The sequence below is a fragment of the Sulfurimonas lacustris genome (assembly GCF_059705355.1).
The window spans coordinates 2203213-2217559 of record NZ_AP046125.1 but is presented as its reverse complement, the minus strand read 5'-3'; the positions used below and the strand labels follow the sequence as shown (position 1 = coordinate 2217559).

Below are 14347 nucleotides of genomic sequence, written 5' to 3'. Positions count from 1 at the left end.
AATTACAGTTTTGTATGATACAATTCTTACATTGGCTTTGTGATAAAAAAATCACAAAGTAAACTTTATAGACAAAGGATAGGCATGTTAAAAAGTGTAGTAATGGGAGTTTCAACTCTTTTGGTGGCATCTCTTTTTAGTGGATGTACTATAATGAAGATGGGTACAACGTTTATAGGATTTGAATCGGAGACGCAAGAAGCGTATGCGAAGATGATGGATACTATTGGTGAGACTGGAGATCCTGCTCAGGCGATGATGTTAGAGTTTGAAGTAAAAAAAGACATAGATGAAGAGGAACTTTTTGAATCTATGAAATCACTCGCATCAGAGTACAACATGCTCTTTGTTGGTGAGAAAAATATGTTTAGAATCAAAGACGGCAAGCCAGATGAAGTGGTGCATGCGAGAATCGCTGAATTTTGTGCTTTAAACGTTGCTAAAAAGATGTTTAACCACTCTCGTTACTATGGCGGATTTATGCCATGTCGTGTTGTTTTGGTAGAGTATGGTGATGGAAGAAGATACCTCATTACTATGGATATGACGCTCGCACTTTACGGCGGAACAGATAAAAAACCAATCAATCCAGATTTGTTTGAAGATATGCTCAATGTGAAAAAAGCTATGGAAGAGATTCCACGACTTGCAGCTTCTGGAGAGTAAGGCTTTGCGCTTAGGCGCAAAACTCTCTTAAATTATTTCTCCTCTAAAGAGAGGCACTAGATAATAACTGCTTCTCTTTTTCCCTCTTTGATTTCTCCGATAAGATAACCGTCAGTTTTAGCTAAAACAGTTGCAACATCCGCTTCTCTTACTACAAGTATCATGCCAACGCCCATGTTGAAAGCTCTAAACATCTCTTCTCTTTGGACATGTTGCGCCATAAGCTCAAAGATAGGAAGTACCTTGATAGCGTCTCCTTGTATCTCTGCCATAAGGTTTTCAGGTAAAACGCGAGGGAGATTTTCAACGATTCCCCCGCCTGTGATATGCGCAAGTGCAACGATATGTTCTTTCAGCTCTTTAAACATCTTTACATAGATGCGTGTAGGCGTTAAAAGTGTCTCTATAAGAGGTTTGCCATTAAACTCATCCTCAAACTTCATCCCCATTTTTTCAAAAAGAACTTTTCTCGCAAGTGAAAAACCGTTTGAGTGAAGTCCTGAACTCGGAAGTGCGATAAGCTTGTCTCCTACTCTTACCATGGAAACTCTGTCCATCTCGCTCTTTTCAGCAATACCTACCGCAAAACCTGCAAGGTCATAGTCATCATGCGCATACATCCCCGGCATCTCAGCAGTCTCTCCACCGATAAGCGCACACTCTGCTTGGATGCACCCCTCAGATATGCCGGCAAGTACGTTTGTTGCCGCTTTTACATCAAGTTTGCCTGTTGCGTAGTAGTCCAAAAAGAAAGAGGGAGTGCCAAAGTTACAAAGAAGGTCGTTTACACACATCGCGACAAGGTCGATGCCCACTGTGTTGTGTATGCCGGAGTCGATGGCGAGTTTGAGTTTTGTGCCAACACCATCAGTTGCGGCAAGCATTACAGGCTCTCTAAAGCCCTTTGGAATCTCAAATGCTCCTGCAAAAGAGCCGATACCGCCAAGAACACCTGGAATTTTTGTTGCTTTGACTAAAGGTTTGATGTTTTCTACGAAACTATTGCCGGCGTCTATGTCAACACCGGCATCTTTGTAGCTTATTTGGCTCATGTATGGCTCCCATATTTAAAGTATGGGATTATACCCTATGAGAGTTTAGAGTTATTTGAGAGAGCACTTTTTGGTGATGATGCAGAGTGGGCAGAAGTTTGTAAGTCCTGCAACAAGAGGAAGAACGCCTAAGTAAAACCATGCGTTACCTGTAACAACACCTGTGATGATGAGGGCTAAGCCAACAACTATTCTGATTACTCTACAATTTTTTCTGATTTTATCAAAATTCATTAGAAATCCTTATATATATTTTAAGTGTGAATTATAGCAAAAAATGGTGTACAAAATGTCATATTTGGAAGTGAGGCTTTAGCCTCGTTTTGTTTTTGACTTTTTTTGGCTTTTTGCGGGGCTGAAACCCCACTTTCAAAAAAGTAGTTCATTAGCTGAACATATCAAAGTAGAGTGCGTCCGCCCAGTCGTAAATGGATTTTGCATTTACGATACCATCTTTTGCCCACTCTTCAGAGCTTGTGGTATTTGCAAAAGTAAAGACCGTGTCTTTGTCGTACGCATACTCTGTGTAGATATAGATAGCTTTTTCAGGTTCTATCGAGATAGCAGAAAAACAGCTTGTTACTGGGGACTGCCATAAAACTTTTTGTGTTTTGTTAATTTTTTGTGCGATGTGTGATGCAACGTACTTGCCTTCTGTGTTAGCAGTGTTACCAGATTTTGAAAAGCCCATCGGACGTGAATCGCCTGTGATATAGACATTTTTTGCACCTATGGCTTCATAGGTGAGTTGGTTAATATTTGCTTCAAGCATATTTTTTGCATCTTTTGCGAGTCCTACGCGTTCTAGGATTTTAGCACCTCTGACTTGAGGGTAAAATGCCGCATCTTCGAATGGATACTCTTCAAACTCTGTATAAACTACCTTCTTGTCCAAATCGATTTTTGTGATAACCCCGCTTGGAACATACTCAAGATAATCAGCATAAAGCTCTTTAAAAGCCGTTTGAAAACCTTGCTCTTTAATGGTAATAGCGTTGTTGGCATCAAGTAAAATAACTTTTGCATTGAGCTTTTTTTGCTTGAAGTAGTCCGCAATCACACATGCTCTCTCATAGGGAGCAGGAAGACATCTGTAGTTTCCGGCAGGAACGGTAAGGATAAAGTTTCCACCTTTAAAATTTGTCACCTTGCTCTTAAGTGTCATATGCTCAGACCCAGGGATAAATCCAGCAGGGTACTCTTGTCTAAGTCTGTTTTCAAAAGCGATATCTTTTGTCCAGCGGGAGTAGTCGTAGTCGATTCCGGGTGCAAAAACAAGGTAATCATAATGAATGTTTCCGTTACTAGTTTTGAGTATCTGCTTCTCTTTGTCTAAATCAATGGCAGTTGCATGAAAATAGGTGTAGTTGTTTTTTCTTGCCGCTTGGAGATAGTCATGTGTCAAATACTCCAGTTTTACCTTGTCAACCAGCCAAAGGTTGCTTACCGGACAAGAGATAAACTCATGTCTTTGCTCTACTAAAATAACATCTGCATTTGGAGCAAATACTTTGGTGTATTTTGCAACAGAAAGCCCAGACCATCCGCCGCCTACAACAACTACTCGTGGATTTTTGGTATCCGCCAAAGGAGCCTTGTAGTCTGTAGATGTACTGTTTTTTTGGCTCTTAGTATGTGTGCTTGCATCGAGTGCTGAAGATGCAACTGCTAAGCCTGAGAGTGCGAGAACATCTCTTCTTGATAAAGCCATTTTAAAGTCCCCTAAAATTTGAAATTGTAATAATGTTATCATTTTTAGACTTACCCAGAGCTTATTTGGTGATGTTATACATTAAAACGAACACGTCCGTTTTAATGGCAGGGACTAAAGTCCCTACAACCCCCTAAAGCTACGAAAAACTTTGTTTTTCGAGATTAAAAAAAAGAGTTATAGTCACTATTAGTTCCAATATGCTAAAATCCGAAAAACTACTTAGGAATTATAAAAATGAAAGATTTTATTTATGCAGAGATGATGGTTCATGTGCCGATGTGTACTTCTAAAGAGGCAAAAGATATTTTGATAGTGAGTGACGATGCCGCTCTTCTAAGTGCAGAAGTTGCAAGACATAGAGAGGCAAATCTCTCTGTTGTCGGATGCTCTTTGGATGCGATAAGCTCTTTGGGAGATGCTGCTTTTGATGTGGTTATCTCGGAGATGCCTCTTGATGCACTATTGGCCGCACAATACAATCGTATTTTGAAAAAAGATGGTCAACTCGCAACTGTGCATCCATCTTTGGATGATGTTGCGGAAAACAAAAGCTTGATGGTTGTGCTTGGAAAATATTTTAAAATCATCATGCCTTACAACATTGGAGATGGCACAACTGCACTTTTGGCTTCAAAAGAGTATCATCCAACAGCAGATATCAACCTTCAAAGAGCCGATATGCTAGACGGTTTGAGCTACTACAACTGCGATATCCATCCAGCGGCATTTGCGATGGGTAACTACATCCGCAAAGAGTATTTGGGAGTCATCAAAAACTAATGGCTTACGAGTACGCCATAGCTCTAACAGGCGGAATCGCTACTGGAAAAAGTACCGTTGCCTCTTTGCTTATGCTCAACGGTATGCGGATAATCGATGCGGATACCATCTCACATGAGATACTTGATGCCTCTTCTGCATGGGTGCGAGAAAATTTTGGCGAAGCGTTTGTTGATGGGGCAAAGGTAAATCGCACAAAGCTTGGAACGCTTATCTTTTCCGACAGAGAGGCAAAAAAAAAGTTAGAGGATTTTCTGCATCCAAAGATACGAGCCGAGATAGAGCAAAGAAGCATAAAACAGGATAGCTTTAGATTTCCATACCTTATAGACATCCCTCTTTTTTTTGAAAACGGCGGATACGACATCAAAGAGAGCGTTGTTGTTTATGTGCCAAAAGAGCTTCAACTTGAGCGTTTTATGAAGCGAAACGGCTACTCTAAAGAGGAGTCGCTAAGACGCATAGAGTCTCAGATGGATATAGAAGAGAAGAGAAAAAGAGCAACATGGGTGATAGATAACTCAAGTGATTTAAAACATTTACAAAAAGAGTGTGAAGATTTTGTAGAGAAGATTAAAAAAAGGAGTAAATCATGACGGTAACAAAATACAGCGCAAACGGAAACGACTTTGTCATCTTTCATACTTTTGTCAAAAAAGCCAGAGGTGAGCTTGCAAAAGCACTTTGCCATAGACAAAACGGAGTGGGAGCGGATGGACTTATCGTCTTGTTGCCGCATGAGAGCTATGATTTCGAGTGGCAGTTTTACAACTCCGATGGAAGCGAAGCAAACATGTGCGGCAATGGCTCAAGAGCATGCGCACACTATGCGTTTGATAATGAGCTAGCTTCAAATGAGATGCAGTTTTTGACAGGAGCAGGCGTAATTGGGGCTTTTGTAGATGCCGACATGGTACAAAGCGAACTTACTCCGCCAAAGATACTAAACCAAGAGATAGTCGAAAACGGCAAATCATGGTGGTTACTTGACACAGGCGTACCCCATTTGGTACATTTCACAGACAACATAGGCGAGTTTGACATCCAAGAAGCAAGAGCATTGCGATACAAATACAATGCCAATGTCAATATCGCTTTTGTGGACGGAGATAACTTAAGAGTAAGAACCTATGAGCGTGGCGTGGAAAACGAGACTTTGGCATGCGGCACGGGAATGGCGGCATGTTTTTATAGAGCATACATAGAAAAAAAAGTAAAAAACAATATAGAAGTCTATCCGACAAGCGGCGAAACACTCTATCTTGGAGTAAATGAGAAAACGATTACTTTTAAGGGAAGAGTGAAAAAAGTTTTTAGCACTGATTTGGCGGTTGATATTTAGGGGGCAAGGGGCAAAAACCCCTTGGCACTACCGAAGCAGCGGTGCGAAAATGCACATAAGCAGTATTGCGACTAAGAGCTTATCCATAAAGAACCCCCTCTGTTTAAACTTTGGAGGGCAAAAAAAAAGGTTAGAGGCTCATGACTTCCTCTAACCTTAAATTGCCGCTCCATTGTTTAAACAGAAAAGTCTTAATCGCAAAAAGAATTATAATGATTTCAAATTAATAAGTCAATGTGCGTTTAGCAACGGGTTTTAAAGCCCCGCCGCCTCAACGATTTTGGATTGGTGGTCTGCGATGAGTGGTTCTACTATCTCATCCATAAGTCCACCCTGCATAATCTCGGCTAGTCTATAGAGAGTTAAGCCGATACGATGGTCACTTATGCGATTTTGTGGGTAGTTGTATGTTCGGATACGCCCGCTTCTATCGCCTGTGCCAACTTGCGCTGCACGGTTTGCACTGTCTTTTGCGATAGCTTCTTGCATCTCTAGGTCATAGAGTCTTGCTTTTAAGACTTTCATCGCTTTTTCTTTGTTTTTATGTTGTGACTTTTGATCTTGGTTTGTTACAACAAGACCAGTTGGAAGGTGTGTAATCCTTACAGCGGAGTCTGTTGTGTTGACACTTTGACCGCCACAACCGCTTGAACGCATAACGTCTATCTTTAAGTCGCTTTCGTTGATTTGAACCTCGACATCATCAACCTCTGGCATGACAGCAACTGTAATTGCCGAGGTGTGCACACGTCCTTGAGACTCTGTTGCGGGAACACGCTGAACACGGTGTGTTCCGCCTTCATACTTCAATCTGCTATAAACCTGTTCACCTCTGATAAGTGCAATCATCTCTTTGTAGCCGCCCGCATCTGATGGGGAGCTGCTCATAATCTCAACTTTCCATCCTTTAAGGTCGGCATAGCGAACATAAGCTTCAAAAAGATTTCCTACAAATATAGCCGCTTCATCTCCGCCCGCTCCGGCACGAAGCTCTACGATAATATTTCTATCATCGTTTGGATCTTTTGGAAGAAGAAGAATTTTAATCTCATCTTCAAGAAGCGGGATTTTGGCTTCAAGCTCTTTGAGTTCCTCTTTTGCCATTTCAGCCATTTCAGAGTCATAAAGCATCTCTTTTGTGTCATTGATTTGGGAAATTATAGATTTGTACTCTTGTGCTTTTTCAACAATATCTTCTAGCGAGGATCTCTCTTTTGAGAGCGTTGTCATTCTTTTGATGTCGGAGATGATGTCAGGTGAACTCAGCATTTCGCCAAGTTCATTATAACGATTGATAAACGGGGTAAGTTTATCGGCTAACATTAATAGTTAACCTTATAGTGCGTTTACAGCTCTGTGAAGACGACTGATTTTTCTTGCAGCAGTCTCTTTTTTCAAGATACCTTTGCTTACAAATTTTTGAATTTGTTTGTTTGCTACGCCCATTGCTGATGTAGCTTCCTCTTTACTTCCTGCTTCAACAGCAGCACGAACATCTTTCACGATGTTTTTAAGACGAGTTCTGTAAAAACGATTGCGCTCTGCACGAACGATAGTTTGACGAATTCTCTTAACTGATGACTTGTGATTTGCCATACATGAGTCCTTCTCATAAAAATTTAGTGCGGAATGGTAGCTTAAAAATAATTAAAATTAAGTTAAAGACAAGCTAGATTGCAATGATTTGGAGATTATTTCATAGAATGTGTTAAAATACTGCACTTTAAATTTTGGAAAATATCATGAAATTATTTGGAACAGATGGGGTACGAGGGGAAGCTGGAACATTTTTGAGTGCACAGCTTGCTATGCGTGTCGCAATGGCGGCGGGAATCTACTTTAAAGCACATGCAAAGACAAATAAGATTTTAGTCGGCAAAGATACGCGCCGAAGTGGTTACATGATAGAAAATGCCATTGTTAGCGGTCTTACTGCCATCGGGTATGATGTGGTGCAGATTGGTCCGATGCCTACACCTGCTATTGCTTTTTTAACGGAAAATATGCGTTGTGATGCGGGGATTATGATTAGTGCGTCGCATAACTCTTATGAAGACAATGGTATCAAATTTTTCGATGGAAGCGGAGACAAGTTGCCTCATAGCGTCGAAGAGGAGATAGAGAAAATCTACTATAACGATGAGATGATTTTAGAGGCTCAGGCAAAAGGCAAAGATATCGGAAAAGCCAAAAGAATCGATGATGTTATCGGTCGCTACATCGTGCAGCTTAAAAACTCATTTCCCAGAGACCTCTCCCTTAAAGATATGCGCATCGTTCTTGATGCGGCAAATGGGGCGGGCTATATCGTCGGTCCGACAGTTTTAGAAGAGCTTGGCGCAGAAGTTATCGTTCTTCACAATAAACCGGATGGTTTTAATATCAACGAGGGGTGCGGCGCGCTACATACAAAAGATGTGTGTGAGAGTGTCATAAAGTATAGAGCGGATTTGGGGATTGCGCTTGACGGCGATGCCGATAGGGTTGTCATAGTTGATGAAAAAGGTGTAGTAGTAGATGGCGACCAACTGCTTGGAGCTCTTGGGGCGTTTATGCATGCAAATAGTGCGCTCAAAGGCGGCGGTATTGTCTCTACTGTGATGAGTAACAAAGCGCTTGATGATTTTATGTCAGAAAAAGGGTTGAAACTTTTGCGCTCAGATGTTGGCGATAAAAATGTTTTGGAACTTATGAAGCAAGAGGGTATCAACTTCGGTGGTGAGCAGAGTGGGCATGTTATTATCAGTGATTTTGCAAAGACGGGTGATGGTTTGGTGAGTGCGCTTCAGGTGTTGGCACTTCTTATCAAAACTGGACAAAAAGCATCCAAAGTACTTCGTCCATTTGCACTCTATCCGCAAAAACTTGTCAATATAAAAGTAAAAACGAAAAAGCCTCTTGAGGAGATTGAGGGACTAGGTGCAAAGCTCTCAGAACTTCAGAAAAATGGCGTGCATCATCTTGTGCGTTACTCTGGTACAGAAAACAAACTAAGGGTTTTGCTAGAGTGCAAAGATGCCAAAAAAATGAATGCCTATATGGATGCGATGATAGAATTTTTCCAAAAAGCTCTCAATGCATAATAAAACTATCAAACTCTTAACACTGCTTTTTTTGTCTCTTGCGGGCATTTTTATCATTGACCAAAGTATCAAATCACTTTTCGTAGATGGTTTTCGCTACTACACGGAGTGTATCGATTTGATACTCGTTTATAACAAAGGGGTGGCATTTTCGATGTTTGCCTTTTTAGATGAGTGGCTTAAGTACATCCAGCTTGTTTTGGTTTTTGGTGTGCTTGGGTACATCATCTATCTTAAGGAAGTTTGCTATGCGATTCCTGCAGGGTTCTTGCTTGGCGGTGCTTTTTCAAACATCTATGACAGGTTTATCCATGGTGGTGTTGTCGATATGGTTTACTGGCACTGCGGTTTTGATTTTGCGGTGTTTAACTTCGCGGATGTGATGATAGATGTGGCTGTAGTATGGATTCTTTTGCTTAATTTCAAGCCAAAATTGTGCAAAAACGAGCCCTAAAGATAGATAAAAGCAGATTTAAGGTAATATTGCCAAAAACAACAACAAGAGGAAAATTGATGAAAATCAAAACAAATAAAATTGATAGTGCAAATGCTAAAATAGAAGCTGAAATTCCAAAAAGTATGATAGATGAGAATGTTGAGAAGATTGCTAAGAAGTTAACAAAAACTGCTTCTGTTCAAGGTTTCCGTAAAGGTAAAGTTCCTGTAAACGTGATTAAAAAGCAGTACGGTGAACGTCTGGTTCAAGATGCTGAGTCTGAAGCTTTACGTGAAGTTTTAAACAGAGGTCTTGATGAGCTCAAAATCGCTATGAGCGCACTTATTGGTGAGCCAAACATTACACAGTTTAACAAGGATGCTGATAAGATTGAGGTGAGCGTAACAATCGCTACAAGACCGGAGATTGATCTTGAAAATTACAAAGAGATGGTTCCAGAGTTCCAAAAGCCTGTTATTAGTGATGAAGATGTTGCAAGCAGACTTGAGAAACTTGCAGATGCACAAGGTAAATTTGTAGATCTTAAAGAGCAAAGAGCGGCACAAAACGGCGATAGCGCGATTATCGACTTTGAAGGTTCAATCGATGGCGAGCTTTTTGAAGGCGGTGCGGCAAAAGAGTTTGCTTTGGTTCTTGGTTCTGGACAGTTTATCCCCGGTTTTGAAGAGCAAGTTGTTGGTATGACTATCGGTGAAGAAAAAGTGGTAAATGTAAAGTTCCCTGAGAGTTATGGTTCAGAGAAGTTAGCAGGAAAAGATGCTGCGTTTAAGGTGACACTTCATGGTATTCAAGAGAAAGTAAAAGTAGAGATAGATGACGCTTTTGCTGCAAAAATGCTTGCAGGTCAAGATGACAAGAGCTTGGAAAATCTAAAATCACAAGTGAAAAAACAACTTGAGTATGAGGCACTTGCAAAACTTTATAATGATGAGTTAAAACCTACACTTTTAGAGACGTTTGTTGCTAAGATGCAGTTTGACCTTCCTGAATTTGTTGTTGAACAAGAGATTGATGTTGCACTCAACAGAAAAGCAAGTACGATGAGTGAAGAGGAGATTCAAGAACTTCGCCAAAGTGCCGATAAACTACAAGAACTTCGTGAAACATTCCGTGATGATGCACAAAGAAGCGTAAGAGCTACATTTATCATTGATGCGCTTGCAACGGCTGAGAAGGTAAGAGTAGATGAAAATGAAGTAATGCAGACGATTTACTACGAAGCAATGCAGATGGGACAAGACCCAAGACTTGCGTACGATAAGTACAAAAATGCTGGTTATCTACCTGCAATTCAGATGTCAATGGTAGAAGATAAAGTTCTTACTCAGATTTTAAACTCAAAAATAGAGGCGTAAGTAGATGAGCTATATCCCTTATGTAGTTGAAAAAACAGCGCGCGGTGAGCGCTCTTACGATATCTATTCTCGTCTTTTAAAAGATAGAATCATTATGCTAAGCGGAGAGGTAAACGATGCTGTTGCTTCTTCTATCGTAGCGCAGATGCTTTTTTTGGAAGCTGAGGATCCTGAGAAGGATATCTACTTCTACATAAACTCTCCGGGGGGAGTTGTGACTGCTGGGATGGCCATCTACGATACGATGAACTATATTCGTCCAGATGTTGCGACGATTTGTGTTGGTCAAGCGGCATCAATGGGGGCGTTTTTGCTCTCAAGTGGCGCAAAAGGTAAAAGATATGCCCTTCCACACGCTCGCATCATGATTCATCAGCCTCTAGGCGGTGCACAAGGGCAGGCAACAGATATAGCTATCCAAGCTAAAGAGATTTTGCGCATGAAAGAGGAGCTCAATGCCATTTTGGCAAAGAACACCGGACAAGATATCCAAACCGTAGAAAAAGATACTGACAGAGATAACTTTATGAGTGCTGTAGAATCAAAAGAGTATGGTATGATTGATGAAGTTCTTTTAAAAAAAGAGTAAAGTAAGAGGGGGAGAGTTCACATGTCAGGAATCTTAAGAAGCAGAATGCGTCGTGATGCCACATCTACAAAACCTGCTGCTGTTGCTGCTGAGAGAGTTGTAGTGAGTGATAAGGTAGTTGTAGAGCCCGAGGGTGAACTAGAAATATATGCAAAAGAGGTGCTAAGCAGTCTGATTAAAGATGGTTTGCCTCCTACGCCAAACAATTTCTCTCTCTATTTTGACAGACTTTTGGATGAAAAAAGCCAAAGTGCCCGCAAGCAGATTGCCTCTGTTTTAGAGCTTGAAGAGGACAACGACGCAGAAAACTCTATCATGCTTGAGCAGAGTTTAAAGCAGGGGTTTTCTTCCATCAAAAACATTCTCAATGTCACCGCAAATCTTTATAAAAATATGAGCTTGATGGGTAAAATACTTGAAAAAAGAAAGCAGGAGCTTGAAGCGGACTCTAATTCGCAAGAAGCAAAAAGCATAGCTGCTTCTTTAGGTTCTGATATCTCTAAGCTTAATGAAATTCTTCAAAAGCAGAGTGGTAGTATCAAAACACTTTACGATGATACGGCGAAAATTATCAGAAATGTTGAAAATGAGACTATTTTTGATAACCAATTTGGTGTGTACAATAAACGCTATTTGATGACAAAAGTGGAACAAGAGATAGAGTTGATCCGTAAGTTTAAGCATAAAAGTTCGCTTATCATGATTGAGCTTGCGCGTGATCTTAAATCGAGCGTTTCCAATGAAAAAGCAATCATGCTTATGACAAAAACAGTGGCAAGGCTTCTTTTAAAAACTTCTCGAAGAAGCGATATTGTAGCGCACTATGGCAATGGTGTTTTTATGATGCTTTTAAAACATACGGACATAGAGAGTGCAAAAAAAGCGAGTGAGAGACTTTGTGAACTTGTCTCAAACAGCACTTTTTTCCTAGCAGACCGTGAAATCCAGCTTAAAATTTCTATCGGCATTACTGACATCACTGAGAGCCACTCAGTTGAAGAGACGATTGTAAGCACAATGGATGGAATAGAAAAAGCGTACGAAAATCCTAATTTAGACTATGCAGTCATGCTAAGAAATAATTAAACCAGTAAAAAAAAGATGAAATTGACAATCGTAGAATATCCAGATAAAAGATTAAAAGAGAAATCAAAACCTGTTGTGAAGTTTGACAGTGAACTTCATAAGCTTCTTGATGCGATGTATGAGTCTATGCTAAGCTCTAACGGTATAGGCTTAGCGGCGATTCAAGTTGGGTATGCAAAGCAGGTGCTGCTTTTAAATATTCCAGATGAAAATGATGCGCAATCAAGGGATTCTCTTATTGAGATGATTAACCCTGTTGTTGTAGAGAGTTCTGGGGAGACAACGTACCAAGAGGGGTGCTTAAGTGTTCCTAGTTTTTATGAAGATGTAAATCGATTTGAGAGAGTAAGTGTTAACTATCAAGACAGAGACGGTAACACGAAAAGCATCGAGGCGGATGGGCTTCTTAGTATTGCGATTCAGCATGAGATAGACCATTTAAATGGTATCCTTTTTATAGATAAACTCTCCTACTCTCGCAGAAAAAAGTTTGAAAAAGAGTATAAAAAAATGCTCAAAGAGAAAAAAATCTCAAAGAGCGGTACTAAAGAGTAATCTCTCTACATTTTTATATGACATTTTGTCATATAGTTTCACATTTGAAAATTTTCATAGTAAAATTGTAGTAACTTAATCAAGGTTTCTGCAATGAAAAGAGTTTTATGTGCGACATACGAGGGAATCGAAGCAAAAGTTGTACAAGTCGAATCAACTTTAACAAAGGGATTGCCCTCTTTTAGCGTGGTTGGGATGGCAAGTGCATCCATCAATGAAGCAAAAGAGCGTGTCAAATCTGCACTTCTGAGTAACGAATTTATCTTTCCTCCAAAACGCATCACCATAAACCTTGCTCCAAGCGACCTTAAAAAAGAGGGTAGCCAGTTTGATTTGAGCATCGCACTTCTCATCGCACTTGATACTTTAAAAGAGGATTTGAGTGAGTGGTTTGTTTTTGGCGAGTTGGGGCTTGATGGTGCTATCAAGGAAAATCTCCAGCTTTACGCACTCCTGCTCTCACTCTCAAATCAAAAAATCATTAAAAAAGCGGTTGTGCCTTATGAGAGTTTGGAGAAGCTCTCAAATATCCCAAATGTTGATTTTTATGGAGTAAAAACGCTTGATGAAGCCATCGAACTTCTTAAAAACAGTGCAAATGCCCAACCAAATGCAGTTTACAAAAGAATCGACTATCCAAATATAAGTGTAGAGAATACAGAGTACTATTTTGTAGAGAATTATCCTGAAGATTTTTTGGATGTCAAAGGGCAGGAAGTGGCAAAGCGAGCTGCGCTTATCAGTGCGGCAGGTTTTCACAATCTTCTTTTAGAAGGAAGTCCTGGGTGTGGCAAGAGCATGATTGCACAGAGGTTGCGCTACATCTTGCCCCCACTTAGCGGTGATGAGATTTTAGAAATCGCAAAACTTGATGTGCTTGAAGCAGTAGAACCACAGTTTGTACCGCTAAGAACTTTTCGCGCTCCTCACCACTCTTCAACGACTGCAAGTATCTTTGGCGGTGGAAGTCATAAGGCAAAAATAGGTGAAGTAGGGCTTGCGCATAGGGGGATTTTGTTTTTTGACGAGTTGCCGCACTTTAGCAAAGTTGTTCTTGAAGCCCTCAGAGAGCCGCTACAAGACAACAAAATCCGTATCTCAAGGGTTAACTCAAAAGTAGAGTATCCGAGTGACTTTCTTTTTGTAGCAGCTATGAACCCATGCCCATGCGGCAATCTCCTTCATGCGCACAGAGAATGCAGATGCAGTGAACTTGACATCATGCGGTACAAAAACAGACTCTCCGACCCGTTTTTGGATAGGATAGATTTGTGTGTGGTGATGCAGCAGGTTGCGCCAGAGGATACACCAAGTATAAGTTCACAGCAGATGCATGCAAAAGTTGTTGAAGTGCTAAAAATTATAAAAAAACGTGGACAAAAAAGTTTTACGGCAAAGCTCAGTGATGCCGAAGTGGAGCAGTTTTGTGTTTTAAGTGCAGAGGCAAAAGCTGTTTTGGATATGGCGGTTCATAAATTTGCGCTCTCATTTAGAAGTATCAAAAAGATTCAAAAGGTTGCCAGAACTATCGCAGATTTGCGCGCGGGGGATGTTATAGAGAAGAGTGATGTTTTAGAAGCGCTTAGTTATAGGCGAAGATAAAGGAAAAGTGTTTTATGCGCGTGATATTTTGGGCGGGGCTAAAGCCCCACTTCCGAGAAAGAAGCG

Annotated in this window: 16 protein-coding genes; 11 read left to right on the top strand and 5 right to left on the bottom strand. The window is 40.6% G+C overall.

Annotation, left to right across the window (positions count from 1 at the left end):
* Nucleotides 1-84: 84 nt before the first annotated feature.
* Nucleotides 85-666 (top strand): DUF302 domain-containing protein, encoded by a 582-nt coding sequence (locus tag AC6H4V_RS11540; RefSeq protein ID WP_428728958.1) that lies wholly within the window; start codon nt 85-87, stop codon nt 664-666.
* 56 nt (nt 667-722) lie between these two features.
* Here the strand turns inward: AC6H4V_RS11540 and purM are convergent, their stop codons facing one another.
* The 3 genes from purM to AC6H4V_RS11525 all read right to left on the bottom strand — a co-directional run bounded on the left by purM (nt 723) and on the right by AC6H4V_RS11525 (nt 3429).
* Nucleotides 723-1718, bottom strand: a complete 996-nt coding sequence (gene purM / locus AC6H4V_RS11535; protein WP_497606952.1) for a phosphoribosylformylglycinamidine cyclo-ligase — start codon at nt 1716-1718, stop codon at nt 723-725.
* Between the two features lie 51 nt (nt 1719-1769).
* Nucleotides 1770-1952, bottom strand: a complete 183-nt coding sequence (locus AC6H4V_RS11530) for a YgaP family membrane protein (RefSeq protein ID WP_428728960.1) — start codon at nt 1950-1952, stop codon at nt 1770-1772.
* 151 nt (nt 1953-2103) lie between these two features.
* Nucleotides 2104-3429, bottom strand: coding sequence for an FAD-dependent oxidoreductase (locus tag AC6H4V_RS11525; RefSeq protein ID WP_497606951.1), 1326 nt, complete (start codon nt 3427-3429; stop codon nt 2104-2106).
* 237 nt (nt 3430-3666) lie between these two features.
* Between AC6H4V_RS11525 and AC6H4V_RS11520 the strand changes: the two genes are divergently transcribed.
* Genes AC6H4V_RS11520 through dapF form a run of 3 tightly spaced genes read left to right on the top strand, consistent with a single transcriptional unit; the run spans nt 3667 to nt 5554 of the window.
* Complete coding sequence (locus tag AC6H4V_RS11520; protein ID WP_497606950.1) at nt 3667-4212, top strand: class I SAM-dependent methyltransferase; 546 nt, start codon at nt 3667-3669, stop codon at nt 4210-4212.
* A complete protein-coding gene (coaE, locus tag AC6H4V_RS11515) occupies nt 4212-4808 on the top strand; it encodes a dephospho-CoA kinase (RefSeq protein WP_497606949.1) in 597 nt (198 codons plus the stop codon). Before AC6H4V_RS11520 ends, coaE begins: the two co-directional genes overlap by 1 nt.
* Nucleotides 4805-5554, top strand: coding sequence for a diaminopimelate epimerase (gene dapF, locus AC6H4V_RS11510; protein ID WP_497606948.1), 750 nt, complete (start codon nt 4805-4807; stop codon nt 5552-5554). The genes coaE and dapF overlap by 4 nt, the downstream gene beginning before the upstream one ends.
* Nucleotides 5555-5809: 255 nt before the next feature.
* On the opposite strand, the gene prfA is transcribed toward dapF, so the two are convergent.
* A complete protein-coding gene (prfA, locus tag AC6H4V_RS11505; RefSeq protein WP_497606947.1) occupies nt 5810-6877 on the bottom strand; it encodes a peptide chain release factor 1 in 1068 nt (355 codons plus the stop codon).
* Between the two features lie 12 nt (nt 6878-6889).
* The gene (rpsT, locus tag AC6H4V_RS11500) at nt 6890-7150 is read right to left on the bottom strand and encodes a 30S ribosomal protein S20 (protein WP_300694703.1); all 261 of its coding nucleotides are present in this window, start codon (nt 7148-7150) and stop codon (nt 6890-6892) included.
* 146 nt (nt 7151-7296) lie between these two features.
* Here rpsT and glmM point away from each other — a divergent pair, with 146 nt between their 5' ends.
* From glmM to AC6H4V_RS11465, 7 genes are all read left to right on the top strand, one after another.
* Complete coding sequence (gene glmM / locus AC6H4V_RS11495) at nt 7297-8637, top strand: phosphoglucosamine mutase (protein WP_497606946.1); 1341 nt, start codon at nt 7297-7299, stop codon at nt 8635-8637.
* Entirely contained in the window at nt 8630-9091 is a 462-nt protein-coding gene (lspA, locus tag AC6H4V_RS11490; protein ID WP_428728967.1) for a signal peptidase II, read from the top strand. Before glmM ends, lspA begins: the two co-directional genes overlap by 8 nt.
* Before the next feature lie 59 nt (nt 9092-9150).
* Nucleotides 9151-10449 carry a trigger factor gene (gene tig, locus AC6H4V_RS11485; RefSeq protein ID WP_497606945.1) on the top strand — a complete coding sequence of 433 codons (1299 nt, stop codon included), beginning with the start codon at nt 9151-9153 and terminating at the stop codon, nt 10447-10449.
* Nucleotides 10450-10453: 4 nt separating this feature from the next.
* Complete coding sequence (gene clpP, locus AC6H4V_RS11480; RefSeq protein ID WP_497606944.1) at nt 10454-11038, top strand: ATP-dependent Clp endopeptidase proteolytic subunit ClpP; 585 nt, start codon at nt 10454-10456, stop codon at nt 11036-11038.
* Between the two features lie 21 nt (nt 11039-11059).
* A complete protein-coding gene (locus AC6H4V_RS11475; RefSeq protein WP_497606943.1) occupies nt 11060-12124 on the top strand; it encodes a GGDEF domain-containing protein in 1065 nt (354 codons plus the stop codon).
* A 15-nt stretch (nt 12125-12139) separates the two neighbouring features.
* Complete coding sequence (gene def, locus AC6H4V_RS11470) at nt 12140-12679, top strand: peptide deformylase (protein ID WP_428728971.1); 540 nt, start codon at nt 12140-12142, stop codon at nt 12677-12679.
* 93 nt (nt 12680-12772) lie between these two features.
* Entirely contained in the window at nt 12773-14281 is a 1509-nt protein-coding gene (locus tag AC6H4V_RS11465; protein ID WP_428728972.1) for a YifB family Mg chelatase-like AAA ATPase, read from the top strand.
* The last annotated feature ends 66 nt before the right edge of the window (nt 14282-14347 follow it).

What these genes read in the sequence shown, in the direction of transcription:
- AC6H4V_RS11530 (WP_428728960.1), bottom strand. Translation starts at nt 1,952, where the DNA reads ATGAATTTTGATAAAATCAGAAAAAATTGTAGAGTAATCAGAATAGTT.
- AC6H4V_RS11475 (WP_497606943.1), top strand. Translation starts at nt 11,060, where the DNA reads ATGTCAGGAATCTTAAGAAGCAGAATGCGTCGTGATGCCACATCTACA.
- clpP (WP_497606944.1), top strand. Translation starts at nt 10,454, where the DNA reads ATGAGCTATATCCCTTATGTAGTTGAAAAAACAGCGCGCGGTGAGCGC.
- purM (WP_497606952.1), bottom strand. Translation starts at nt 1,718, where the DNA reads ATGAGCCAAATAAGCTACAAAGATGCCGGTGTTGACATAGACGCCGGC.
- coaE (WP_497606949.1), top strand. Translation starts at nt 4,212, where the DNA reads ATGGCTTACGAGTACGCCATAGCTCTAACAGGCGGAATCGCTACTGGA.
- AC6H4V_RS11520 (WP_497606950.1), top strand. Translation starts at nt 3,667, where the DNA reads ATGAAAGATTTTATTTATGCAGAGATGATGGTTCATGTGCCGATGTGT.
- def (WP_428728971.1), top strand. Translation starts at nt 12,140, where the DNA reads ATGAAATTGACAATCGTAGAATATCCAGATAAAAGATTAAAAGAGAAA.
- AC6H4V_RS11525 (WP_497606951.1), bottom strand. Translation starts at nt 3,429, where the DNA reads ATGGCTTTATCAAGAAGAGATGTTCTCGCACTCTCAGGCTTAGCAGTT.
- dapF (WP_497606948.1), top strand. Translation starts at nt 4,805, where the DNA reads ATGACGGTAACAAAATACAGCGCAAACGGAAACGACTTTGTCATCTTT.
- prfA (WP_497606947.1), bottom strand. Translation starts at nt 6,877, where the DNA reads ATGTTAGCCGATAAACTTACCCCGTTTATCAATCGTTATAATGAACTT.
- rpsT (WP_300694703.1), bottom strand. Translation starts at nt 7,150, where the DNA reads ATGGCAAATCACAAGTCATCAGTTAAGAGAATTCGTCAAACTATCGTT.
- AC6H4V_RS11540 (WP_428728958.1), top strand. Translation starts at nt 85, where the DNA reads ATGTTAAAAAGTGTAGTAATGGGAGTTTCAACTCTTTTGGTGGCATCT.
- glmM (WP_497606946.1), top strand. Translation starts at nt 7,297, where the DNA reads ATGAAATTATTTGGAACAGATGGGGTACGAGGGGAAGCTGGAACATTT.
- lspA (WP_428728967.1), top strand. Translation starts at nt 8,630, where the DNA reads ATGCATAATAAAACTATCAAACTCTTAACACTGCTTTTTTTGTCTCTT.
- tig (WP_497606945.1), top strand. Translation starts at nt 9,151, where the DNA reads ATGAAAATCAAAACAAATAAAATTGATAGTGCAAATGCTAAAATAGAA.
- AC6H4V_RS11465 (WP_428728972.1), top strand. Translation starts at nt 12,773, where the DNA reads ATGAAAAGAGTTTTATGTGCGACATACGAGGGAATCGAAGCAAAAGTT.